Source organism: Cellulomonas sp. P5_C5, assembly GCF_054049655.1.
In genome coordinates this window covers 1-23,354 of record NZ_JBFULY010000024.1, presented here as the reverse complement: position 1 = coordinate 23,354, position 23,354 = coordinate 1, and the positions used below count along the sequence as shown (strand labels likewise).

Below are 23,354 nucleotides of genomic sequence, written 5' to 3'. Positions count from 1 at the left end.
GAGCACCATGGCCATCACCGCAGCGCCACCGACGGCGCCGACAGCGTCGTCCGCGGGGTCCGGCACCACCGGGCGGCAGTCCCGCCGCAACACCCTCATCGGCATCAGCTTCATCCTGCCGAACTTCCTCGGGTTCGCCCTGCTCACGCTGGTGCCCGTGGTGGCCGCCTTCGGGCTGGCGTTCATGGAGTGGGACTCCTACAACCCCGCCGAGTTCGTGGGTCTGGACAACTTCCAGAAGATGTTCGGCAGCGACACGTTCTGGATCGCGCTGCGCAACACTCTCTACTACGGCATCGGTCACGTGCCCCTGACGCTGCTGTGCTCGCTGGGCCTCGCGCTGGTGCTCAACCGCAAGCTGCGCGGCGTGCGGTTCTTCCGGACGGCCGCGTTCTTCCCGTACGTCACCTCGATGGTGGCCGTCGCAGTCGTCTGGAACATGCTCTTCAACCCGACGATGGGCCCCGTCAACCAGCTCCTGACCACCCTCGGCGTCGCCAACCCGCCCGGCTGGACGTCCAGCACCGACTGGGCCATGCCCGCCGTCATCATCACGAGCGTCTGGCGGGACATGGGCTACTACATGATCCTGTTCCTCGCCGGCCTGCAGACCATCCCCGTCGAGTACTACGAGGCCGCCCGCGTCGACGGCGCCAACGCGTGGCAGCGGTTCTGGCACATCACCCTGCCGACCCTGCGCCYCACCACGTTCCTCGTCCTCATCCTGCTGACCGTCGGCTCGTTCAAGGTCTTCGACCTCATCGTCGTCATGACCGACGGCGGACCCGGCCGCGCCACCCTGGTGCTCTCCCAGCTGATCTACCGGGAGGGCATCGCCCAGGGCGAGTTCGGGTACGCGTCCGCGATCTCCCTGGTGCTGTTCGTCATCGTGCTCCTCGTCACGGTGCTGCAGTTCCGCCTCGGTGAGCGGAAGGACCGCTGATGAGCGTCGTCGAAGCCCCCATCGCCACGGTGTCCCTGGACCCGGCGGACGTCCCGTCGCCCGGACCGTCGCGGCACCCCGTGCGGACCGCCGTCATGTACGTGCTGATCACGGTCATCGCGCTCGGCGTGCTCGTGCCGTTCGTGTGGATGGTCTCCTCGTCGCTGAAGAACAACAACGAGGTCTTCACCGTCCCGACGCAGTGGATCCCGCGCGACTTCCAGTGGCACAACTACGTGGACATCTGGTCGCGCATCCCGATGACCACCTACCTGCGCAACTCGCTGGTCCTGTCGCTGGTCATCACGTTCCTGCAGGTGCTCACCGGCTCCTTCGCGGCGTACGGGTTCTCCAAGGTGCGCTGGCGCGGCCGGGACGCCCTGTTCGTCGCCTACATCGCGACCATCGCCGTGCCGTGGCAGGCGTACATGGTGCCGCAGTACGTGATGCTCCAGAAGGCCGGGCTGGTCAACACGCTCTGGTCGCTGATCCTGCTGCAGGCGTTCGGCGCGTTCGKGGTGTTCCTGCTGCGGCAGTACTACCTGACCATCCCCGACGAGCTCTGCGAGGCCGCCCGCATCGACGGCCTGTCCGAGTACGGCATCTACCGGCGGATCATCCTGCCGCTGTCCAAGCCGGCCCTCGCCAGCCTCGCTCTGCTCACGTTCGTCGCCACCTGGAACGACTACATGGGGCCGTTCATCTACCTGACCAGCAACGAGCTGTGGACCGTGCAGCTGGGGCTCAAGTCGTTCGTCGGCCTGTTCGACGGCGACTACGCCATGATCATGACCGGCTCCGTGATCTCGGTCGTGCCGATCCTCGTGATCTTCCTGCTCGGGCAGAAGTACTTCATCCAGGGCATCGCGACGAGCGGGCTGAAGGGATGAGCACCCTGTCGGTCACCACCTACGAGCGCGGCTTCCGTGGCCTGTGGACCGGGCTCGTCGTCAACCTGCTGCTCGCTGTGGCGTGCTCTCCGCTGCTGCTCGCGCTCGTCCTCGTGGAGGACCCGCTGGCGTCGCTGCCGTTCTTCGCGGTGCTCTCGTGCGTGTGCGGGCCGGCGCTCCTGGGGGCCTTCGGGGCCTTCGCTGCCGACGACCGGCCGGCGACTGCGTTCGTCGCCGCGTACCGGCGCGGGTTCCTGCGCGGGCTCGCCCTCTGGGCGGGTGGGGCCGCGGTGCTCGGCGTGCTCGCCGTCAACGTCGTCGGGGCGCTGGCCGGTGACGTCGCGTTCGCGCGGCCCTTGCTGCCGATGTTCGTCGTGCTCGCGGTGCTCGTCGTCGCGGTGCTGCCGTACGCCCTGGTCGGCGCCCCGCTGCGGGTGGCGGCCGTGGTGGCGCTGCGCCGCTGGTACCTGTCCGCGCTCAACGTCGTCGTGCTCGCCGTCCTGGCCGGCGTGCTCCTGGTCAAGCCCGGGATCGGGGTCCTGGTCGCGTGCGCGCCGCTGCTCTATGTGGTGTGGTCGAACGCCCGCTACGCAGTGAGCCCCCAGGAGGACTGATGACCCACGCGCTCGTGCTCGCCGGACACGGACGCTACGAGGACCCGTGGCACGACACCGCCGCGATCGCCCACCGCGTGGCGCAGCTCCTGGCGGAGGACGGGATCGACGCGACGATCCGCGGGACCCTGCCCGGTGCGCTCGACGGCATCGAGCCGGACCTCGTCGTCGTCGCCTCCGGTCGCGGGCGACCCGACCCCGAGTTCGACGGCACCGACGCCGACTGGCTCCCGTTCCACGCGCGGCTGTCGGCGCTCGTGGCGTCCGGCGTCCCCGTGCTCGGGCTGCACCAGGCGGCCAACACGTTCCTCGACTCGCCCACCTGGGAGCCGCTGCTCGGCGGGCGCTGGGTCGAGGGCACCACCTGGCACCCCCCGCACAGCACCGCGACCTTTCGCGTGGTCTCGGACCACCCCGTCTCCGCCGGGTTGACCGAGATCACGGCCGACGACGAGCAGTACCTGTCGCTGCGGGTGTCGCMCGACGTCCACGTGCTCGTCGTCGCCGACCACGAGGGCACCGCGCACCCCGTCGTCTGGGTGGCCCCCGGCCCCGGCCGGATCGTCTACGACGCCCTCGGTCACGACGTCCGCTCGTACGACTCCCCGTCGCGCGTCGACCTGTTCCGTCGCGAGGTCCGCTGGCTGCTGAGCCGCTGACACCGCAGGGTCGCACCGGCCAGGAGGAGACCCCACACCAGGAACCAGGGCTCCCACAGGAACAGCCGCCACGTGAGCGCGCGCTCGGACAAGGGCTCGTCGAGCTCGACCACGCCCGCCGCCACGAGAGCCACCGACGCCGTCTGGAGCGTGCCGTAGAGCACGAGCACGCCGCTGCCGAGCCAGCCCAGGACCAGGAGAGGTCGCCGAGGCAGGTGACGACCMCACGGCTGGACCAGCGCCAGCGCGAGGACACCACCCAGGACCTTCAGCACCAGGGCGACGGCGTTCGCGGCGAGCAGCGCCGGCTCGCCGGCCCGGGCCATCCGCTCGATGGTGCCCCCGAGCGTGTCCAGGCCGACCGTGCTGCCCAGGGCCCACGCGAGGCTGACGCCCGCGAACGCGAAGGCCACCACGGCCGCCCCCCACGCCACCCACCGCGGGGGGACCCAGCGGTCGGACGGCGGCTCCATGACGGACCACGCTAGTCCGCGGCTGCCCGGCGCGACGCTGCGTGGCGCACTGCCCGTTGTGCCCGTTCGCAGGTCCTCGCAAGGATGGGGCGATGACCACCGCCCCTGACCGCGCCCGGCTGCGGGTCATGACGTACAACGTCAAGGGCTTGCAGCTGTCCCGGCCCGACGTCGTCGACGTCGTGCGCGCGGCCGCACCGGACGTGCTCGGCCTGCAGGAGCCGCCGCGCGGTCTCCTCGGCTGGATCCGGACCTGGCGGTTCGCGCGCGACGTGGGGATGCGGGCCGTGGTGAACGGTCGGGGCGCCCGCACGACGGCCCTGTTCGTCGCGCGGGGCCGGTCGGTCACCGGTCCGTCCGCCGTGCGGCTGCCGAACCTGTCCGGTCGGACCGCCCGCGGCGTCGCCGTCGCCACCGTCGACGGCATCCGGTTCGTCGTCGTGCACCTGTCGCTGGTCCGCGACGAGCGCGCCGCCCACCTGTCGGACCTCCTCGTCCACCACGTGCCGACGGTGCGGACGGTCGTGCTCGGCGACCTGAACGAGCCGCCCGGCGGGCCCACCTGGACGAGCCTGACCACCGTGCTGGTCGACGTCGACCCGCTGGGTGACCCGACGTTCCCCGCAATCGAGCCGCGCCTGCGCATCGACGCGATCCTGCGGTCCCCGGACCTGACTGCGGGCACCGCCCGGGTCCCGTCCGGCCAGCCCGCCCAGGTCGGGAGCGACCACCGCCCGCTCGTCGTGGACCTCCACCTCCTCCACGACGCCTGAGACCGCTGCGTCCGAGGAAGTGAGCGCCCGGGCGACCAGATGCTCGGACACTCTGCTGGGAGCAGGTGCAGTGTCCGAGGAAGTGAGCGCCCCGGCGACCAGATGCTCGGACGTTCTGCTGGGAGCAGGTGCAGTGTCCGAGGAAGTGAGCGCCCCGGCGACCAGATGCTCGGACGTTGCGGGGATGATGGCGGGGTGCCTCTCGACATCGCGCCCGGTGCGCCCCTGATCGACCCCGCGCTCGTCGCGGCGCTGCGCGACGACCTCACGGCTGCGGGGTACGGCGTCGCCGGGGTCGAGGAGGTGCTGGGGGCGGTCGCCGCCGACGCGCTGCACCGTGAGGAGCCGGTGCCGGCCCTGCGGGCGACCGAGGCGGCTGCCGACGACGTCGTCGCGGCGCTGGTCCGCACGTTCCTGCTCGGTGTCACCACGTCGCGGCGCACGCTCGAGTTGGCGTTCCCGACCCTGACGGTGGACGGGGCGTCGCGGCTCGGCCTGGTCGAGGTCGACGGTGACGACGTCCGAGCTCGCGTCGACCTGCGGCCGTACACGGCGGTCGACGGGGGTGGCGAGGTCGACTGGTGGATCGCGTCCGACCTCGGCGAGCTGGCGACCGGGCAGGCGCTGCGCACCGATCACGTGCTGGGGGTCGGCGGGGCGTCCACCACGCTGGCGCAGGTCACCGTGCGCGACGAGCGCGAGCACGTGCTCGACCTCGGCACCGGCTGCGGGATCCAGGCGCTGCACGCCACGCGGCAYTCGCGCCGGGTGGTCGGCACGGACATCTCGCGACGCGCGCTCGCGTTCGCGGGGTTCAACGCGGCGCTGGCCGGGGTTGAGCTCGATCTGCGCGAGGGGTCGATGCTCGAGCCCGTCGCCGGCGAGCGCTTCGACCTCGTCGTGAGCAACCCGCCCTTCGTCATCACGCCCCGGACGCCGGGGATGCCGTCGTACGAGTACCGCGACGGCGGCCGGGCGGGGGACGCGATCGTGCGCGAGCTCGTCGAGGGCGTCGGCGCGGTGCTGGCACCCGGCGGCGTGGCGCAGCTGCTGGGCAACTGGGAGGTGCGTCGCGGCGAGCAGTGGCACGAGCGCGTCGGCTCCTGGCTCGACGCCTCCGGCCTGGACGGGTGGGTGGTCCAGCGCGAGCTGCAGGACCCCGCGCAGTACGCGGAGACGTGGATCCGCGACGGCGGCACGACCCCCGACCGCGACCGGGCCGCCTGGGCGCAGCGGTACGGGCAGTGGCTGGACGACTTCGCGTCGCGGGACGTCGAGGGCATCGGGTTCGGCATCGTGACCCTGCGCAAGCCGCTCGGCGCGCCGACCCTGCGCCGGCTGGAGGAGGTCACCGGGACGGTCCGGCAGCCGCTCGGGCCGGCCGTGGCGGCCTCGCTCGCGGCGCACGACTGGCTCGCGATGTCCGACGACGACCTGGCCGGCCAGCGCCTCGTCGTCGCCCCCGACGTCACCGAGGAGCGGTACCTGACCCCCGGCGACCCGGACCCGCAGGTGGTCCTGCTGCGCCAGGGCGGCGGGTTCGGCCGGGCGGTGCAGGCCGGGACCGCGCTCGCGGGCTTCGTCGGCGTCTGCGACGGCGAGCTCACCGTCGGCCAGATCGTCAACGCCCTGGGTGCGCTGCTGGAGGTCGGCGCGGACGCGGTGGCCGCGGACGTCCTCCCGTCGGCCCGCGGCCTGGTCCGCGACGGCCTCCTGCTCCCGGCGCACCAGCCCTGACGACGTCCGAGGATCTGGCTGCCCCGCCGACCACTTCCTCGGACGCTCCACATCACCAACGACGGACGTCCGAGGAAGGGGCTGCTCTGGCGGCCACGTCCTCGGACGTCCGGTGGTGAGGGGGTGCTGACGTCCGCACCCCGAGGAGAGGGGGCCTCGGGAGTGCGGACGTCAGCGGGGGAGACGCGCGGGCACACGCGTCGGTCGGTCAGCGGATCTCGACGTCGTCGATCACGTGGGTGCCTGCGTTGAAGTACAGGTTCACCTTCTTCACGTCGGCCAGCTGCACGCCGCACTCGGCGCTCAGGGTGGCCAGGTCGACCAGCACGTCGGACGTCGGCGCGGAGATCCACCCCACCTGCGCGGTCTCGCACCAGGTCCACGACGACCCCAGCTGCAGGGCCGCCTTGGTGTCGAAGCCCGTGGTGGACACGACGTCGAACCGCAGCTCCGTGCGCCCGGTCCAGTCGCCGGTCGACGGACCGAACCCGAACCAGCCGCCGTCGGGAGCGGCGGCGTCGATCGTCAGCGTCCCACCGGTTCCGGTCGCCGTGCCCTCACCGATAGGCCCCCAGCCCTGGGCGCCGTCCGCGAAGTCCGTCAGCACGACGGGCTCCAGCGGGCTCGGCCGGTGGTCGTACCGGTCGAGGTACCCGGCGAAGTCGCCGCGCGTGACCACCTTGAGCACGCCGTACTTCGTCGCCGAGGTCGGCACGATGATGCCGGTCTCGGTCGCCCACGCGATGGCCTTGCCGAACGGGTGCCACGACGGGACGTCGGTGAACGCCTCCGGCGCCGCAGGCTCGGGCGACCCCGCCAGCCGCCAGAGCAGCTCAGCCGCGGACGAGCGGTCGAGCGGCCCCTTGGGCAGGTACAGCGGGATCGACGTGTCGACGAGCTTCTCGCTCGCCAGCCACTCGATCTCCTTGGAGAAGGCGTGCTTCTTGGGCACGTCCAGGAACGTCGGCTTCTTCGCCGTGGGGACGAAGGTGGCCTCGGAGTAGCGGTAGAGCAGCGACGCCACGGCCTCGCGGGTCTCCGGCTTGGTCGGCCGGAACGTGCCGTCCGGGTAGCCGTCGTCGAGGCCCTGGTCGTGCAGCCAGATGATGCTGTCGAAGTTGGGCGACCCCGGCGGGACGTCGGAGAACAGCGGCGGCGGCTCGACACCCGGCAGGGCGGCGATGTTGTCGACGACGATGCTGCCCGACGGGTCGCCGGTGCCGTCGTCGGCCGCGTTCACGTAGATGTTGAACTGCGAGATCGCCTTGAGGTCCGCGTCGCTGATCCGGCGGTTGGCGTTGGCGGTGTCCCACGGGGCCGGTCGCCAGTCGACGAACGGGAAGGTCACCACCCCGGCCTCGGTGCCCGCCAGCGACGGGTACGCCTCGTAGGAGACGCCACCGGCCACCAGCTGGAGCACCATCTTGTTCCCGGAGCCGTCCGGCTTGACCCAGAGCGCGAGCTCGTTGAAGTCGGACCAGTCGCCGCTGATCTGCTTGCCCAGGCCGGTGTAGGTCTGGGTGGCGAAGTCGTAGTCCATCCGCAGCGCCTTGGACTCCCCGCTGGTGTCGAGCGAGATGGTGTTGGCGCCGTAGGAGACGTACTCGGCCCGCAGCGCGGTGTCGTCGCCGTAGCCCTCGTAGTCGTCGACGACGCCCGGTCCGAACGTCGGTCGCGGCCCGAGGACCACGGACGAGCTCTCGGTGAGCACCTCGACACCGTCGGCGACCACGTGGACCTCGAGCGTCTTCGTGCTGTTGTCCAGCTGCGCTGCGGGGATGTCCCACGGTGCCGACCACCAGAGGCCGTCCCCGGGGGCGAGCTCGATCTCGGTGTCACCGACGGTGGCGTAGACGCGGTCGGCGTCGACGTTCTGCACGGTGGCGCGGATGGTCGTCGGTGACGTGGCCACCCGGGCGCTGTCGGCCGGGGAGGCGATGTGCAGGACCGGGCCGGCGGGMGTCGTGTCGACCGTCCGGTCGAACGCGCCGGTGACCTCACTGGCGAACAGGGTGTACGGGTCGGCCGCGTAGTCCTGGAAGTCGGGCAGCAGGGCGTCGCCGGTCACGGGGACGTAGTGCTGGCCGGCGTCGAAGTTGGCCCACGTCTCCATGTACGCGTTGCGGCTGGCCTTCGGGTCGGCCTTGATGGCGGCCAGCACCTTGGTGAACCACTTCTCCGGGCTGGAGCCGGTGGTGCCGACGCCGTTGGTCACGCCGAACTCGGTGAACGCGGAGACCTTGCCCTTCGCGTCGGCCAGGTCGGCGATCATGCCGAGGTCCTTGACGAGGCCGTCGAGGAACGCGGCCGAGCCGGTGTTGTCGTACGCGTCGAGGCCGAAGACGTCGACGAACTCGTCGCCGGGGTAGGTGCGCAGGTAGGTGTCGGCGTTCCCGCCGAACCCACTGCCCGGCCCGAACGCGTAGAGGAAGTTGGAGACGCCCTTGATGTCGCGCAGGTACTCGACCGTGTAGCGGAAGAGCTCCTTGTACTCGCCGGGTGAGCCGAACGCGGCACCCCACCAGAACCAGGAGCCGGCGTTCTCGTGGTACGGCCGGAAGATGATCGGGATGAGGTTGCCCTCGGCGTCGCGGGCACCGTCGGCCGCGGCGGCGATGTTGTCCAGGTACGCGTTCAGGTCGGCGTTCTTCGCGCCGCCGGGCAGGACCGCGCGCAGCGTGTCGCCCGTGGTGTCGTAGAAGCTGCCGCCGGTGACGAAGTTCTCCATGTGCGCGGAGAGCGTGTTGATGCCGCCGAGACCGTGCGCCTTCTCGATGTAGTCGTCGAGGGCCGCGATGTTCTGCTCGGTCGTGTTGCCCGCGGAGCCCGGGGCCTCGTCGCCCTGCAGGATGAGCGTGTCCCAGCCGAAGACCGCCGGGAAGTCGCCGGTCATGTTCTTGACGTCGGACTTGGTGCCGTCGGCGCCGGTCACGGTCAGGCCGTAGGACGTCGTGTGCTGGTGGCCGAACAGGATGCCCTCGCCGCGGATGCCGTCGAGGTAGGAGAACAGGGAGCGGGTCGCCGGGCTGGCGTCCGGGTCGACGATCGTGACGGTCTCGGCCGCCTGGGCGGCCGGCAGGGTCACGAGCCCGCTGAGCGCCGCTGCGGTGAGCCCCGCAGTCAGAGCGCGCGCGAGATGACGGTTCTTCATTGAACCTCCTGGGTGGTCTCGCCGCGTAGACCCGGCGATGTCGCCGGTCGCAGCCGAGGCGGAGCAGAGTTAGTCAAGTTACCAAAGAAAGGATGTACCGGACAGATCCGAAACGATTGAGGGCTGTCCGCTGCGCCTCGCCCACCGGCTCGACCCGGACTCACCAAGGCCCGTCGCCGATCCACAGGTGAGGCACAGGTCAGTGCTACGGGCGGCCCAGCGCGCGTCCCTACGTTCGGCCCAGGTCATTCGGCCGGGTCGACGTGAGGGAGAACATGCAGCACGTATGGAGGCGGACGACGCCGCTGACGAGGACGGTCACCGCCGTCGTCCTCGTCGCGCTCGTGGCCGCGGGGATCTGGTGGTTCGGGATCAGGGACGCGTCGGCGGCGTCGGCGGAGCCGGTCACGCGGACCGTGGCGGCGAGCCTGACCACGATGCAGAAGTCGGTCGGCGGCAGCGGGACGCTGACGCCGTCGGTGCAGCAGGACGTGAGCCTCGAGGTCAGCGGCACCGTCACCGCGGTGCCCGTCGCGGTCGGGCAGACGGTCACCGTCGGGCAGACGCTCGCGACCGTCGACACCCTCCAGCTCACCGCCGACCTGCTGCAGGCGAAGGCCACGCTGGCCGACGCGCAGGCGAGGCTCGCCGACGCGTCCGGCACCGCGCAGGTCGCCGCCGCACAGGCGCAGGTCGACGTCGCCCGGTCCGGGGTAGACACCGCGCAGGCCGCGATGGACGACGCCACCCTGACGGCACCGGTCGCGGGCCTGCTCACCGCCGTGAACCTGGAGGTCGGTGACGCGGTCGGCGGGAGCGAAGGGCCGTCCGCCGAGACCGCCGCCCAGTTCACCATCGTCGGCACCGACGCCTGGCAGGTCGACGTCACGGTCTCCGACGCGGACGTCGCGCTGGTCGAGGTCGGCGACCAGGCCGAGGTCACCCTCGACGGGGCGACCGAGCCGGTGTTCGGCACCATCAGCGCGATCGGTCTGCTGTCCACCAGCGACACGGGCGTCGCGGCCTACCCCGTCACCGTCGCGGTCACGGGCGACCAGGAGGGCCTGCACGACGGGGTCGCCGCCGAGGTCGAGCTGGTCTACGAGCGCCGCACCGACGTCCTGACCGTGCCCAGCCTGGCGGTCACGACCGCCGAGGACGGGACGACGACCGTGCAGCAGACGGACTCCGAGGGCCAGATCGTCGACGTCCCGGTGACGACCGGGGAGACGTCCGGGAACGTCACGGAGATCACCGAGGGACTGGCCGAGGGCGACGAGGTGGTGCTCGCGGTCTTCACGCCGGGCACCGGCGGCACCGGTCGGCAGAACCAGGACCTGCCCGAGGGCGGGCAGTTCTTCGAGGGCGGTCCCGGTGGCGGGCCCGTGTTCGAGGGCGGACCCGGCGGAGCGACGCAGAACCAGCAGGGCGGTCCGGCGAATGGTTGAGCTCGCGTCGCCGCGCGTCGAGACCCGCACCGAGGCGGTCATCGACCTCGTCGGGGTCACCAAGACCTATACGTCCGGCAGCATCGAGTTCGAGGCCCTGCGTGGTGTCGACCTGCGGATCGAGCCGGGTGAGTACGTCGCGGTGATGGGCCCGTCGGGCTCGGGCAAGTCCACGCTGATGAACCTGCTCGGCTGCCTGGACACCCTGACCCGCGGCACGTACCACCTGGCCGGCGAGGACGTGGGCGAGCTCGACGAGATCGACCTCGCCGACATCCGCAACCGGCGCATCGGCTTCGTGTTCCAGCAGTTCCACCTGCTCCCGTCGCTGTCGGCGTGGCGCAACGTCGAGCTCCCGCTGGTCTACGGGCGCGTGCCCTCCACAGAACGCAAGGACCGGGCCGCGGCGGCGCTGGACCGGGTCGGCCTGGCCGACCGGCTGGACAACCGGCCGGGCGAGCTGTCCGGCGGTCAGCAGCAGCGCGTCGCGGTGGCCCGCGCCCTCGTCGGCGAGCCCGCCCTGCTGCTCGCCGACGAGCCCACGGGCAACCTCGACTCGACGTCGACCGGGGACGTGCTGGACCTGTTCGACGAGCTGCACCAGCAGGGCCGCACGATCGTCCTGATCACGCACGAGGCCGACGTCGCCGCCCGCGCGGACCGGGTCGTGCGCGTGCACGACGGCCTGATCGTGTCGGACGGTGCCCGATGACCTGGACCGAGACCCTGCGCACCGGCTGGTCGGCCGTCACGTCGCACGCGATGCGGTCGATCCTCACGGTGCTCGGCATCCTCATCGGCATCGCGGCGGTGATMCTCACGGTCGGGCTCGGGCTGGGCACGCAGAAGGACGTCAGCGCGCAGATCAGCCAGCTGGGCAGCGACCTGCTCATCGTCCGGCCGGGCAGCAGCACCAGCGCCGAGGGCGTCCGCGGCGGCTTCGGCTCGCGCACCACCCTGACCACGGCCGACGCGGAGGCGCTCGACTCGTCGGTGAACGCACCCGACATCGGGAAGGTCGCCGCCGAGAAGACGTCGTCCGCGTCGCTGGAGGCCAACGACACCAACTGGACCACGAGCGTCGTCGGCACCAGCACGGACTGGCTCGACGTCCGCGGCCGCACGCTCGCCTCCGGGGAGTTCTTCACGGCCGACGACGAGGCGTCCCGCGCCGCGGTCGTCGTGCTCGGGCCGTCGACGGCCGAGGAGCTGTTCGGGTCCACTCGCGTGGTGGGCCAGACGGTGACCGTCGGCGACACAGACCTGCGGGTGGTCGGCGTGCTGGAGGCCGAGGGTGCGTCCGGCGAGAGCGACCTCGACGACCTGGCGGTCATCCCGATGTCGACCGCCGCGGACACGCTCGTCGGCGGCCAGGACCGCAACGCGGTCTCGACGATCTACGTGCAGGCCGCGTCGTCGAGCCAGCTGGGCGCCGCCTACCAGGAGGCGCAGGCGCTGCTGCTCAACCTGCACGGCATCACCGACGCCGACAGCGCCGACTTCACGATCAACAGCCAGGACGCCCTCGTGTCCACGGCGACCGCCGTCTACAAGACCCTGACGGTCCTGCTCACCGGCATCGCGGCCCTGTCGCTGCTGGTCGGCGGGATCGGGGTCATGAACATCATGCTCGTCTCGGTCACCGAGCGGACCCGCGAGATCGGCCTGCGCAAGGCGCTCGGCGCCCCGCCGTGGGCCATCCGCCGGCAGTTCCTGGTCGAGGCGGCCGTGCTCGGCCTCGCCGGCGGCGTCCTCGGCGCGGCGCTCGGGATCGTCGCCGCGCAGGTCCTGCCGGGACTGCTCGACACCTCCGTCGTCGTCTCCGGCGCCGCCGTGGCCGGGTCGGTCGTGGTCGCGATCGGCATCGGCCTGGTGTTCGGCGTCTACCCCGCCACGCGCGCCGCGCGGCTGGCCCCCATCGACGCGCTGCGCGCCGAATAGCCCTCTCAGCAAGGAGCCCTCCCATGTCCACCCTGACCACGCGACTGCTTCCCGCGCTCGCTGCGGCCTCGGTCCTCGTCCTCGCCGGCTGCACGGCCGGTACCTCGCAGGCGGCTGCGCCGACGGCCTCCGACGCCCCGCAGCAGCAGGGCGGTGACGGCCCGCAGCGCTCCGGTCCCGGCGGGGGAGGCGGCGCGTCCGGCGAGATCGCGTCCGTCACCGGCACGGTCCTGCAGGTCCGGTCGACGGACTCGCAGACCGCGGTGACCTGGACCGACGCCACCACGTTCTCCGCGACCGTCGCCGGGACGCTCGCCGACGTGACGGTCGGGTCGTGCGTCGTGGCGGTGTCGACGGCGAGCGCGGACGACACGACCGGGGACGACACTGCCGGCACCGATGCTCCGGTCGAGGCGACGAGCATCCAGGTCACCCGACCGACCGACGACGGCACCTGCGCCGGCGGCTTCGGCGGCGGGCCGGGCCTCGGCGGTGACCGCCCCGACGGGGCGCCGACCGACCTGCCGACGATGCCGGAAGGGGAGCGGCCCGACGGCGCCCCGACGGACCTGCCGCCCGGCGGTGGCATGCGGTCGTTCGGCGGCGGCGCCGTCGKCACGGTGACCGCGGTCGACGGCAGCACGCTCACCGTCGAGAGCACCGGTCCCGACGACGCGACGACGACCCGCACGGTCACCGTCACGGACGCGACCACCTACACGACGACCGTCGCGGCCGACGCTTCCGCGGTCGTCGTGGGCCAGTGCGCCAGCGCGCGCGGCGAGGCCGACGACAGCGGCAAGGTGACGGCGACCAGCATCACGGTCTCCGCCCCGACGGACGGTGAGTGCTCGGTCGGGATGGTCCAGCGCTTCGGTGGCGGACCCGGCGGCGGTGCCGGTCCGGGCGGTCCCGGTGGGGGTCAGGACGGCGGTACCCAGGACACGACGCAGGACGGTGGCACCGATGTCTGAGCTCGCGGCCCGCCCGTCCGTCGCCCGTCGGCAGCGCGCCCGACGACGACGCATCGTCGCGCTCGGAACCGCCGGTGCGCTGGTCCTCGTGGCCGCCGGCGGCGGGGTCGCCCTGGCCGTCGGCGGGTCCGACGACGGCCGGTACCGCACCGCCGCCGCCGAGCGGGCGAGCGTCGAGCAGGTCATCGACACGGTCGGGACGATCGCGTCGTCCAGCCGCCGGGACGCGTCGTTCTCCGTCGACGGCACCGTGGCGACCGTCGCCGTGACCGTGGGGCAGGTCGTCGCGGCCGGTGACGTGCTGGCGACCCTCGACACCGGGGCTCTGCAGGACGCGGTCGAGCGCGCGCAGGCCGACCTCGCTACCGCCCAGCAGCAGCTCAGCGACGACCTCGACGCGCAGGCGTCGTCGAGCACGACGTCCTCGACACCGACCTCGTCGTCGCCGACCCCGTCGGCGTCCCCCTCGTCGTCGTCGCCCTCGACCTCGGCGGCCGACGAGGCCCCTGCCGAGGGCGACTCGCACGAGGACCCCGAGGCCCCCGCCGACCCCGCCGTCGAGCGCGGGGCCGCCGAGGTGCGGGCGGCGCAGGACGCGCTGCTCGACCAGTACGGGCGGACCGCCGACGCGCTGGCCGCCAGCAGCGCGACCGTGACGGCCTCGCAGGCGACGTGCGCGGCGTTCCTCGCGGTCGTCGGCGGCGACGTCGGCACGCCGGAGCCCACGCCGGAGCCCACGCCGGAGCCCACGCCGGAGCCGACGACAGAACCCACGCCGGAACCCACCGGGGAGCCCACGACCGAGCCGACCACCGAGCCGACCACCGAGCCGACCACAGAGCTGCCGGCCGCAGCACCCGCCCCGACCGACGAGCCCGACACCTCCGCCGTCGAGCAGGCGCTCGCCGACTGCCAGGCCGCGCTGACCGGTGCGCTCGACGCGCAGACGGCGACGGACACCGAGCAGCAGGCGCTCCTGACGCTCGCCACCGCGCTCGACCAGGCGGTCCAGGCGCTCCAGGTGGCCGTCGAGGCGTCGTCCACGAGCACGAGCACCCCGTCGACGAGCACGCCCTCGTCGAGCACCCCGTCGACCAGCGCGCCGTCGACGAGCACCAGCACCCCGTCGTCGAGCACCCCGTCGGGCGGCTCCGACGACTTTACGACGATCACCGCGGCGACGATCGTGGCCGACCGGGCGGCGATCGACCTGGCGGAGGCGAACGTCACTCTGGCGCAGAGCAGGCTCCCGTTCGCGACCCTGACGAGCCCGATCGCCGGCACGGTGGCCGCGGTCTCGCTGGCGCCCGGCGACCAGGTCACGGCGTCGTCGACCACCGCGGTCGTCACGGTGCTCGGTCCCGACGGCTACACGGTCACCACGAGCGTCCCGCTGTCGTCGATCGACATCGTGTCGGTCGGCCAGCCGGCGCAGGTGACGACGCCCAGCACCGACGCGGCGCTCACCGGCACGGTCAGCAGCATCGGCATCCTCGACACGTCGACCACCGCGGACCCCGCGTACACGGTCGAGCTCGCCGTCGACCCCACGGACGAGACGCTCTACGACGGCGCCTCGGCGCAGGTCCGGATCACGGTCGCGGGTGCCGACGAGGTGCTCACCGTCCCGACGTCGGCCGTCCACGTCGACGGCGCGACGGCCACGGTCCAGGTGCTCCGGGACGGCACCCCGACCGAGGTCACGGTCACCCTCGGGGCGGTCGGCACGGAGCGCACGGAGGTCACGGACGGTCTCGCGGTCGGCGACGACGTGGTCCTCGCGGACCTCGACGAGCCGATCGAGTCCAGCACGTCGACCACGACGGGCCTGTCCGGCCTGGGCGGCGACCAGACCGAGCTGCCGGGGCCGCCGCAGGGTTTCGTGATGAACGGCGACCCGGGCGGTGGCCCGCCGGCGCAGTTCTCCGAGCGCAGCAGCGGCTGAGGGCGAGCGCCTTCCCCGGCGCCCGCCTCGCGTCGGTAGGCTCGCGGCGTCGCCTCCCGGCGGCACGGACGGGGAGGACCACGATGACCGACGAGCGCACCGGCGGCAGGCCGCAGGTCGCGGTGCTGGGTGGCGGCGTGATGGGGGAGACCCTGCTCAGCGCGCTGCTGACCGCGGGATGGGCGCCGGAGCAGGTCGAGGTCACCGAGCGGCACGTGCCACGGGCCGACGAGCTGGCGGGCCGCTACGGCGTGCGCACCGGCGCGTCGAACGCCGAGGCGGCGGCCCGTGCCGACGTCGTGCTCCTGGCGGTCAAGCCGAACGTCGTCGCCTCCGTGCTCGACGAGGTGTCGCAGGCCCTGCGCGGGGGCGAGCTCGTCGTGAGCGTCGCCGCCGGGCTCCCGATCTCCAGCTACGAGAAGCGGCTCCCCGCCGGCCAGCCCGTCGTCCGCGTCATGCCGAACACGCCGGCTGTCGTCGGCAAGGGCGCCAGCGCGATCGCCGCCGGCACGCACGCGACCGAGGGGCACCTGGTGCTCGTCGAGACGATGCTCGCCGCCACGGGGCTGGTCGTCCGGGTGGAGGAGAAGGACCTCGACGCCGTCACCGCGATCTCCGGGTCCGGCCCGGCGTACGCGTTCTACCTGATCGACGCGATGGCCGAGGCGGGAGTCCTGCTCGGGCTCAGCCGGGACCTGGCGACGAAGCTCGCCGTGGCCACCGTCGAGGGTTCCGCCGCGCTCGCGGCCCAGTCGGGGGACCACCCCGCGGTGCTGCGCGAACGGGTGTCCTCCCCTGGCGGCACCACGGTCGCGGCGGTGCAGGTCCTCGACGCCCACGGCGTGCGTGCCGGCGTCGTCGCGGCGGCGGAAGCGGCCCGGAACCGCTCGCGCGAGCTCGGCCAGCAGTACTGATGATGAACAGCGCCGCACGGCCCCCCGCCATGAGTGACGTCGCCGCGCTCGCGGGCGTCTCCCACCAGACCGTGTCCCGGGTGCTCAACGACCACCCGAGCGTCCGCCCGGAGACCCGCGAGCGGGTCACGGAGGCCATCGTCCAGCTCGGCTACCGCCGCAACAGCGCCGCGCGCACGCTGGTCACGCGCCGGTCCGGCACCCTCGGGGTGGTCACCCCGGCGACCGCGCTGTACGGCCCGACGAGCACCCTGGTGGGGCTCGAGGAGGCCGCGCGCGTGGTCGGCTGGTTCGTGTCCGTGGCGACCATCCGGCAGTTCGACGGCGACAGCATGCACACCGCGCTGGAGCACTTCCTCGGGCAGGGCGTCGACGGCATCGCGATCATCGCGCCGACGACGGAGGTCGCGCAGGCCATCGCCGCGATCGCGTCCCCCGTGCCGGTGGTGCTCATCTCCTCGGCGTCCGACGTCCCGCCCGTGCCGCACCTGCACGCCGTCGGGGTGGACCAGCGGCACGGCGCCCGGCTCGCCACCCAGCACCTGCTCGACCAGGGCTTCCCCGACGTGGTGCACGTCGCCGGCCCGCAGGACTGGTTCGACGCCCAGGACCGGCTCGCCGGCTGGCGCGAGGTCTCCGGGCCCAGCGCCCCGGAGCACATCGAGGCCGGGTGGGACGCCGCCGACGGCTACGAGCTGGGGTTGCGCATGGTCCGCGAGGGGCTGCCGCCGGCGATCTTCGCGGCCAACGACCAGCTGGCGCTCGGCCTCCTGCACGCGTTCTGGGAGAAGGGCGTGCGGGTGCCCGACGACGTCGCGGTGGTGGGGTTCGACGACGAGGTGGGCGCCGCCCACTACACGCCGCCGCTGACCACCGTCCGGCAGGACTTCGGGGCGCTCGGCCGGCTCGCGGTCGACTCCCTGCAGGCCGCGTTCGCCGGTGAGGACGTCGCCCGCCAGCAGATCCCGGCCGAGCTGGTGGTCCGCGCCAGCTCGGTGCGGACCGCTCGGTAGGCCGGCCGGCGGGGCATGACCTGGGAGGTCATCGACACGACGACCTGCCGGACGCGACGGTTCTGGTGCGACATCCGCCACCGGAGCCCGGAGGAACCACCATGACCACGTCCCCTGTCCTGACCGCCGTCCCGACGAGCGAGCGGACCCTGCGCCGCGTCCTGGCGGCGGACGCGCTCGTCGGCCTCGTCGCCGCGGTCGGGCTGCTCGCGGCGACTGACCTGTACGCCCGCCTCACGGGCCTGCCCGCGACGGTGCTCCGGGTGGTCGCCTTGCTGCTCGTCGGCTACGTCGTGGCCCTGGCGTGGACGAGCCGCGCGCGGCCGCTGCGCCGGCGAGCGGTCGGCGCGCTCGTCGTCGCCAACTGGGCCTGGGTGGCCGCGAGCGCGGTCCTCGTCACGACGGTCCCCGCGACGCCGTTCGGGGTGGTCTACGTGATCGGGCAGGCGCTGGTCGTGGCCGGGTTCGCGGTGGCCGAGGCGCGGTTCCTGCGAGACTCGTCGGCACCATGACCACAGGTTCCGGGCCTCTGCTGCGGCAGTGGCGGGTGCGCCGACGGCTGAGCCAGCTCGAGCTCTCCTCGCAGACGGGCGTCTCGACGCGGCACCTCAGCTACGTCGAGACGGGCCGGTCGAGCCCGAGCCGCGACCTGGTGCTGCGGCTGAGCTCGCACCTCGACGTTCCGCTGCGGGAGCGGAACCACCTGCTGATCGCCGCGGGGTTCGCGCCCGAGTACCGCGGCACCCCGCTGGACGACCCGTCGATGGCCGCGGTCCGGTCCGCGCTGCGGGTGGTCCTCGACGGCCACGGACCCAACCCGGCGCTCGTCGTCGACCGGTCCTGGAACCTGGTGGAGGCCAACGCCGCGGTGGCCGTGCTGCTCGGCGACGTGGATCCGGCGCTGCTCGAACCGCCGGTGAACGTGCTCCGCGTCGCGATGCACCCGCGGGGGATGGCGCCGCACATCGCCAACCTGGCCGAGTGGCGCGCGCACGCGCTCGACCGGGTGCGCAGGCAGGTCGCGTCGACGGGGGACCGCGATCTCGCCCAGCTGCTCGCGGAGCTCAGCGCGTACCCCGGCGGCGAGGTGAGGGCCGCCGCGAGCGACGGGGTGGCGGTCCCGATGGGGCTGACCGTCGGCGGGGAGCGGCTGCTGTTCCTCACGACGGTGGCGACGTTCGGCACGCCGCTCGACATCACGGTGGCCGAGCTGGTGATCGAGTCGTTCTACCCGGCGGACGCGGACACCGCCCGAGCGCTCGCCCGGCTGGTGGCGTCCGTGGACCCCGCCCTGGTCTCGGCGGTGCTGAGCCGGACCCGGGGGTCCTAGGCTCGGGTCACCGCCGAGCGCCCCTGGAGGCCCTGATGATCGACATCGCCGAGCTCGCGCAGCGGCACCTCGACGCGGCCCGGACGGACCCGCACGGCCGCTCGGCGGGGGTGGTGGCGCACGACGGCGAGCTGCGCCAGTCGGTGATCGCCCTGACGGCCGGGTCGAGCCTGGGCGAGCACAACTCGCCCAACGCGGCGACGCTGCAGGTCATCCGTGGGCGGGTGCGGGTGGACTCGGCCGAGGGAGACGTCGAGGCGAGCGCTGGGCACCTCTGGGTGCTGACGCACGAGCGGCACTCGGTGCACGCGGTCGAGGACTCGGTCTTCCTGCTCACGACGCTGACCGGCCTGGGCCGGCCGTCCCACGGGTGAGCGCTGAGGCTCCCCGGCGGAAGGTGGACCCGGAGGCGGATGTTAGCGCTAACATGTGTCTCGGCCGCCGGCGTCCGCCGCGGTCCGTGACGGACGGAGCGGAGCCCGCGTGATGACGGTCGACCCCCACGGTGCTGATCCCCGGGAGGCCATCGCCGCCGGTCGGACGACGATCGGCATCGAGCTGGGCTCCACCCGGATCAAGGCGGTCCTCATCGGCCCCGGGCACGCCCCGCTGGCCAGCGGCAGCCACGACTGGGAGAACCAGTTCGTCGACCGCGTCTGGACGTACTCGCTGGAGGCCGTCTGGTCCGGCCTGCAGGAGGCCGTCGCCGCGCTGCTCGCCGACGCCGAGGCGCAGCACGGGGTGCGGCCGACCACGGTCGGGGCTCTCGGGATCTCCGCGATGATGCACGGCTACCTCGCGTTCGACGAGTCCGACGAGCTGCTCGTCCCGTTCCGCACCTGGCGCAACACCACCACAGGCGCGGCCGCGGCGGAGCTCACCGGGCTGTTCGGCCACAACATCCCGCTGCGCTGGTCGATCGCCCACCTGCGCCAGGCGGAGCTCGACGCCGAGCCGCACGTCCCGCAGGTCGCCTTCGTCACCACCCTCGCCGGCTACGTGCACTGGAAGCTCACCGGGCGCAAGGTGCTGGGCATCGGCGACGCGTCGGGCATGTTCCCGATCGACACCGCCGTGCACGCCTACGACGAGCGGATGCTCGCGTCGTACCCCGGAGTCGACGTGGCGTCGCTGCTCCCTGAGATCCTGCTCGCAGGCCAGGACGCCGGCAGCCTGACCGAGGCGGGCGCGGCACTGCTCGACCCCACGGGCACGCTGACGGCGGGGATCCCGCTGTGCCCGCCCGAGGGTGACGCCGGCACCGGGATGGTCGCGACCAACGCCGTCGCGCCCCGCACGGGCAACGTCAGCGTCGGCACCAGCATCTTCGCGATGGTGGTCCTGGAGAAGGCGCTGAGCAGCGTGCACCACGAGCTCGACCTGGTGACCACGCCGTCGGGGGACCTGGTCGCGATGGTGCACTGCAACAACGGCGCGAGCGAGCTCGGGGCCTGGGCCGAGGTGTTCGGGCAGTTCGCCGCGGCCCTCGGAGCCACCGCGAGTGCCGACGACGTCTTCGGGGTGCTGCTGCGCGAGGCCCTGCGCGGCGACGCCGACGGCGGCGGCCTGCTGGCCTACAACTACCTGTCCGGGGAGCCCATCACGGGTCTGGACGAGGGGCGCCCGCTGGTCGTGCGGACCCCCGACAGCCGCCTCACGCTGGCCAACTTCATGCGCACCCAGGTCTACAGCGCGTTCGGCACCCTCAGCCTGGGCATGCGGGTCCTGCGCGGCGAGGGTGTCGAGCTCGACGCGATGTTCGCGCACGGCGGCCTGTTCCGGACCGAGGGGGTGGCGCAGCGGCTGCTGGCGGCCGCCGTCGGCGCGCCCGTGACCGTGGGCAGCACGGCGGGTGAGGGCGGCGCCTGGGGGATCGCGGTGCTCGCCGCCTACCTGGGCGCGGCGCGCGAGCAGGACCTGGCCGGCTACCTGGAGGACCGCGTGTTCGGTGGAGCCGTCGCGACGACGGTGGAGCCGGACGCCGACGACGTCCGCGGCTTCGACGCCTACCTGGAGCGCTACAGCGCCGGGCTGGCGATCGAGAAGGCCGCGGTGGAKGCACTGTGAGCACCTACCCGCAGGGATACCCGCACTCTGTGCTCGCTGAGATCGAGCGCACCCGCGCCGTCGTCGCCACCCTGCACGCCGAGCTCCCGCGCTGGGGCCTCGTGGTGTGGACCGCCGGCAACGTGTCGCAGCGCGTCGTCGTGGGAGCGGCACCCGGCCCCGACGACCTGCTCGTCATCAAGCCGTCCGGCGTCACCTACGACGAGCTCACGCCGGAGTCGATGGTGGTCTGCGACCTCGACGGCACCCTCGTCGAGGGCACCCGTGCACCGTCGAGCGACACCGCCGCGCACGCGTACGTCTACCGGAACCTGCCGCACGTCGGCGGCGTCGTGCACACCCACTCGACCTACGCCACGGCGTGGGCCGCGCGCGGCGAGCCGGTGCCGTGCGTGCTGACGATGATGGCCGACGAGTTCGGCGGCGACGTGCCGGTCGGCCCGTTCGCGCTCATCGGCGACGACTCCATCGGCCGCGGCATCGTCGAGACCCTGCGGGACTCCCGCAGCCCCGCGGTGCTCATGCGCAACCACGGCCCCTTCACCATCGGCAGAGACGCCAGGGCCGCCGTGAAGGCCGCCGTCATGGTCGAGGAGGTCGCCCGCACGGTGCACATCGCCCGTCAGCTGGGCGACACCGTGCCGATCGCCCAGTCCGACATCGACTCCCTGTACGCCCGCTACCAGCACGTCTACGGCCAACAGCCCACGAACACCCCGGAGAGCGACTCATGACCAAGCCCTACGCCGACCGCGAGATCTGGTTCCTCACCGGGAGCCAGGGTCTGTACGGCGAGGAGACCCTGCGGCAGGTCGCGACGCAGTCGCAGGAGATCGCCGCGGTGCTCCAGGAGACCCTCCCGGCGAAGGTCGTGTGGAAGCCCGTGCTGACCGACTCCGACGCGATCCGTCGCGCCGCGCTCGAGGCCAACGCGGACGACGCCGTCATCGGTGTGATCGCGTGGATGCACACGTTCTCCCCGGCCAAGATGTGGATCGCCGGCCTGGACGCGCTGCGCACCCCGCTGCTGCACCTGCACACGCAGGCCAACGTCGAGCTGCCGTGGGACACGATCGACTTCGACTTCATGAACCTCAACCAGGCCGCGCACGGCGACCGCGAGTTCGGGTACATCGCGACGCGCCTGGGCGCTGCGCGCAAGACGGTCGCGGGCCACGTGTCCAACCCGGCAGTGACCGCGTCGATCGACGTCTGGGTGCGCGCGTGCGCCGGCTGGGCCGCGACGCACGAGCTCACGCTCGCCCGGTTCGGGGACAACATGCGCAACGTCGCGGTGACCGAGGGCGACAAGACCGAGGCCGAGCTGCGGTTCGGCGTCTCGGTGAACACGTGGGGCGTGAACGACCTCGTGGCGGCCGTGGACGCGGTGGTCGACGCCGACGTCGACGCGCTCGTCGCCGAGTACGAGCAGCTGTACGACGTCGTCCCCGAGCTGCGCAAGGACGGCGACCGGCACGACGCCCTGCGCTACGGCGCCCGCCAGGAGATCGCGCTGCGCACCCTGCTGGAGTCGCTGGGGGCCAAGGCCTTCACGACGAACTTCGAGGACCTCGGTGACCTGCGCCAGCTGCCCGGGCTCGCCGTGCAGCGGCTCATGGCCGACGGCTACGGGTTCGGCGCCGAGGGCGACTGGAAGACCGCGATCCTCGTGCGCGCCGCCAAGGTCATGGGCGAGGGGCTGCCCGGTGGCGCGTCGCTCATGGAGGACTACACCTACGACCTGACGCCCGGCTCGGAGCGGATCCTCGGCGCGCACATGCTCGAGATCTGCCCGACGCTGACCACGTCGAAGCCGACCCTGGAGATCCACCCGCTCGGCATCGGCGGCAAGGAGGACCCGGTCCGCCTGGTCTTCAACGCCGACCCCGGCGTCGGCGTCGTCGTCTCGCTGGCGGACATGCGCGACCGGTTCCGGCTCACCGCGAACGTCGTGGACGTCGTCCCGCCCACCGCCGACCTGCCGCACCTGCCGGTCGCGCGCGCCGTGTGGGAGCCTCGCCCGGACTTCCGCACGTCCGCCGAGGCGTGGCTGACCGCCGGGGGCGCGCACCACACGGTGCTCACCACGGCCGTCGGGGTCGAGGCGTTCGAGGACTTCGCCGAGATCGCGCGCACCGAGCTGCTCGTGATCGACGAGGCGACCACCCGCCGCGGCTTCCGGGACCAGGTGCGCTGGAACCAGGTCTACTTCCGGCTCGCGCAGGGCTTCTGACGTAGACCGAACGGGTTGGCGACACCGGGAGTTATTGCCTCCCGCGACAACTGTGCATACGGTCGTGACAGCGGCGACGGACGGGGGCGGACCGGTGGCGGTGCAGGGGGTGACCGGGACCAGGTGGCTGCCGCGGGTCCACGGGAGCCCGGCGGCGCACCCGCTCCTGCGGCGAGCCGTGCAGGCCGTGCTCCTCGCCGGCGCGATGGCCGCCGTCGCGCTCGAGCTGGTCGGCCCCGCCGCGGCTTC

21 protein-coding genes are annotated in these 23,354 nt (G+C 72.9%); 19 read left to right on the top strand and 2 right to left on the bottom strand.

What is annotated here, in order from left to right; all coding sequences use genetic code 11:
- Positions 1-7 precede the first annotated feature (7 nt).
- Genes ACXJKF_RS16820 through ACXJKF_RS16805 form a run of 4 tightly spaced genes read left to right on the top strand, consistent with a single transcriptional unit; the run spans position 8 to position 3,106 of the window.
- A complete protein-coding gene (locus ACXJKF_RS16820) occupies positions 8-943 on the top strand; it encodes a carbohydrate ABC transporter permease (protein WP_456788863.1) in 936 nt (311 codons plus the stop codon).
- A complete protein-coding gene (locus ACXJKF_RS16815) occupies positions 943-1,833 on the top strand; it encodes a carbohydrate ABC transporter permease (RefSeq protein ID WP_456788862.1) in 891 nt (296 codons plus the stop codon). The genes ACXJKF_RS16820 and ACXJKF_RS16815 overlap by 1 nt, the downstream gene beginning before the upstream one ends.
- The gene (locus ACXJKF_RS16810; RefSeq protein WP_456788861.1) at positions 1,830-2,447 is read left to right on the top strand and encodes a hypothetical protein; all 618 of its coding nucleotides are present in this window, start codon (positions 1,830-1,832) and stop codon (positions 2,445-2,447) included. The genes ACXJKF_RS16815 and ACXJKF_RS16810 overlap by 4 nt, the downstream gene beginning before the upstream one ends.
- Positions 2,447-3,106 carry a ThuA domain-containing protein gene (locus ACXJKF_RS16805; RefSeq protein WP_456788860.1) on the top strand — a complete coding sequence of 220 codons (660 nt, stop codon included), beginning with the start codon at positions 2,447-2,449 and terminating at the stop codon, positions 3,104-3,106. The genes ACXJKF_RS16810 and ACXJKF_RS16805 overlap by 1 nt, the downstream gene beginning before the upstream one ends.
- On the opposite strand, the gene ACXJKF_RS16800 is transcribed toward ACXJKF_RS16805, so the two are convergent.
- Positions 3,028-3,579, bottom strand: coding sequence for a DUF3995 domain-containing protein (locus tag ACXJKF_RS16800; RefSeq protein ID WP_456788859.1), 552 nt, complete (start codon positions 3,577-3,579; stop codon positions 3,028-3,030). The genes ACXJKF_RS16805 and ACXJKF_RS16800 overlap by 79 nt on opposite strands.
- A 92-nt stretch (positions 3,580-3,671) precedes the next feature.
- On the opposite strand from ACXJKF_RS16800, the gene ACXJKF_RS16795 reads away from it, so the two are divergent.
- Positions 3,672-4,352, top strand: a complete 681-nt coding sequence (locus tag ACXJKF_RS16795) for an endonuclease/exonuclease/phosphatase family protein (RefSeq protein WP_456788858.1) — start codon at positions 3,672-3,674, stop codon at positions 4,350-4,352.
- 165 nt (positions 4,353-4,517) lie between these two features.
- Positions 4,518-6,089, top strand: a complete 1,572-nt coding sequence (locus ACXJKF_RS16790; RefSeq protein ID WP_456788857.1) for a DUF7059 domain-containing protein — start codon at positions 4,518-4,520, stop codon at positions 6,087-6,089.
- A gap of 208 nt (positions 6,090-6,297) precedes the next feature.
- Here the strand turns inward: ACXJKF_RS16790 and ACXJKF_RS16785 are convergent, their stop codons facing one another.
- A complete protein-coding gene (locus tag ACXJKF_RS16785; protein ID WP_456788856.1) occupies positions 6,298-9,240 on the bottom strand; it encodes a glycosyl hydrolase in 2,943 nt (980 codons plus the stop codon).
- Positions 9,241-9,515: 275 nt separating this feature from the next.
- On the opposite strand from ACXJKF_RS16785, the gene ACXJKF_RS16780 reads away from it, so the two are divergent.
- The 13 genes from ACXJKF_RS16780 (at position 9,516) to araA (ending at position 23,105) form a co-directional block, all read left to right on the top strand.
- The gene (locus ACXJKF_RS16780) at positions 9,516-10,688 is read left to right on the top strand and encodes an efflux RND transporter periplasmic adaptor subunit (RefSeq protein WP_456788855.1); all 1,173 of its coding nucleotides are present in this window, start codon (positions 9,516-9,518) and stop codon (positions 10,686-10,688) included.
- Positions 10,681-11,400, top strand: coding sequence for an ABC transporter ATP-binding protein (locus ACXJKF_RS16775; RefSeq protein ID WP_456788854.1), 720 nt, complete (start codon positions 10,681-10,683; stop codon positions 11,398-11,400). The genes ACXJKF_RS16780 and ACXJKF_RS16775 overlap by 8 nt, the downstream gene beginning before the upstream one ends.
- Positions 11,397-12,629 (top strand): ABC transporter permease, encoded by a 1,233-nt coding sequence (locus tag ACXJKF_RS16770; protein WP_456788853.1) that lies wholly within the window; start codon positions 11,397-11,399, stop codon positions 12,627-12,629. The genes ACXJKF_RS16775 and ACXJKF_RS16770 overlap by 4 nt, the downstream gene beginning before the upstream one ends.
- Positions 12,630-12,652: 23 nt before the next feature.
- A complete protein-coding gene (locus ACXJKF_RS16765) occupies positions 12,653-13,603 on the top strand; it encodes a hypothetical protein (protein WP_456788852.1) in 951 nt (316 codons plus the stop codon).
- Positions 13,596-15,548, top strand: a complete 1,953-nt coding sequence (locus ACXJKF_RS16760; protein WP_456788851.1) for an HlyD family efflux transporter periplasmic adaptor subunit — start codon at positions 13,596-13,598, stop codon at positions 15,546-15,548. The genes ACXJKF_RS16765 and ACXJKF_RS16760 overlap by 8 nt, the downstream gene beginning before the upstream one ends.
- 83 nt (positions 15,549-15,631) lie before the next feature.
- A complete protein-coding gene (gene proC / locus ACXJKF_RS16755; protein WP_456788850.1) occupies positions 15,632-16,462 on the top strand; it encodes a pyrroline-5-carboxylate reductase in 831 nt (276 codons plus the stop codon).
- A gap of 29 nt (positions 16,463-16,491) precedes the next feature.
- Complete coding sequence (locus tag ACXJKF_RS16750) at positions 16,492-17,475, top strand: LacI family DNA-binding transcriptional regulator (protein ID WP_456788849.1); 984 nt, start codon at positions 16,492-16,494, stop codon at positions 17,473-17,475.
- 101 nt (positions 17,476-17,576) lie between these two features.
- Entirely contained in the window at positions 17,577-17,987 is a 411-nt protein-coding gene (locus tag ACXJKF_RS16745) for a hypothetical protein (RefSeq protein WP_456788848.1), read from the top strand.
- Positions 17,984-18,805 carry an MmyB family transcriptional regulator gene (locus tag ACXJKF_RS16740; protein ID WP_456788847.1) on the top strand — a complete coding sequence of 274 codons (822 nt, stop codon included), beginning with the start codon at positions 17,984-17,986 and terminating at the stop codon, positions 18,803-18,805. Before ACXJKF_RS16745 ends, ACXJKF_RS16740 begins: the two co-directional genes overlap by 4 nt.
- 35 nt (positions 18,806-18,840) lie before the next feature.
- Complete coding sequence (locus ACXJKF_RS16735; RefSeq protein ID WP_456788846.1) at positions 18,841-19,179, top strand: cupin; 339 nt, start codon at positions 18,841-18,843, stop codon at positions 19,177-19,179.
- Positions 19,180-19,291: 112 nt separating this feature from the next.
- Complete coding sequence (locus ACXJKF_RS16730) at positions 19,292-20,872, top strand: xylulokinase (protein WP_456788845.1); 1,581 nt, start codon at positions 19,292-19,294, stop codon at positions 20,870-20,872.
- Positions 20,873-20,901: 29 nt separating this feature from the next.
- Positions 20,902-21,606 carry an L-ribulose-5-phosphate 4-epimerase gene (locus tag ACXJKF_RS16725; RefSeq protein ID WP_456788844.1) on the top strand — a complete coding sequence of 235 codons (705 nt, stop codon included), beginning with the start codon at positions 20,902-20,904 and terminating at the stop codon, positions 21,604-21,606.
- Positions 21,603-23,105, top strand: coding sequence for an L-arabinose isomerase (araA, locus tag ACXJKF_RS16720; RefSeq protein ID WP_456788843.1), 1,503 nt, complete (start codon positions 21,603-21,605; stop codon positions 23,103-23,105). The genes ACXJKF_RS16725 and araA overlap by 4 nt, the downstream gene beginning before the upstream one ends.
- Positions 23,106-23,354: the final 249 nt, after the last annotated feature.

Excerpts from the sequence above, each read along its gene's own strand:
- ACXJKF_RS16810 (WP_456788861.1), top strand. The coding sequence starts at position 1,830 with ATGAGCACCCTGTCGGTCACCACCTACGAGCGCGGCTTCCGTGGCCTG.
- ACXJKF_RS16795 (WP_456788858.1), top strand. The coding sequence starts at position 3,672 with ATGACCACCGCCCCTGACCGCGCCCGGCTGCGGGTCATGACGTACAAC.
- ACXJKF_RS16780 (WP_456788855.1), top strand. The coding sequence starts at position 9,516 with ATGCAGCACGTATGGAGGCGGACGACGCCGCTGACGAGGACGGTCACC.
- ACXJKF_RS16775 (WP_456788854.1), top strand. The coding sequence starts at position 10,681 with ATGGTTGAGCTCGCGTCGCCGCGCGTCGAGACCCGCACCGAGGCGGTC.
- ACXJKF_RS16760 (WP_456788851.1), top strand. The coding sequence starts at position 13,596 with ATGTCTGAGCTCGCGGCCCGCCCGTCCGTCGCCCGTCGGCAGCGCGCC.
- proC (WP_456788850.1), top strand. The coding sequence starts at position 15,632 with ATGACCGACGAGCGCACCGGCGGCAGGCCGCAGGTCGCGGTGCTGGGT.
- ACXJKF_RS16750 (WP_456788849.1), top strand. The coding sequence starts at position 16,492 with ATGAGTGACGTCGCCGCGCTCGCGGGCGTCTCCCACCAGACCGTGTCC.
- ACXJKF_RS16745 (WP_456788848.1), top strand. The coding sequence starts at position 17,577 with ATGACCACGTCCCCTGTCCTGACCGCCGTCCCGACGAGCGAGCGGACC.
- ACXJKF_RS16740 (WP_456788847.1), top strand. The coding sequence starts at position 17,984 with ATGACCACAGGTTCCGGGCCTCTGCTGCGGCAGTGGCGGGTGCGCCGA.
- ACXJKF_RS16735 (WP_456788846.1), top strand. The coding sequence starts at position 18,841 with ATGATCGACATCGCCGAGCTCGCGCAGCGGCACCTCGACGCGGCCCGG.
- araA (WP_456788843.1), top strand. The coding sequence starts at position 21,603 with ATGACCAAGCCCTACGCCGACCGCGAGATCTGGTTCCTCACCGGGAGC.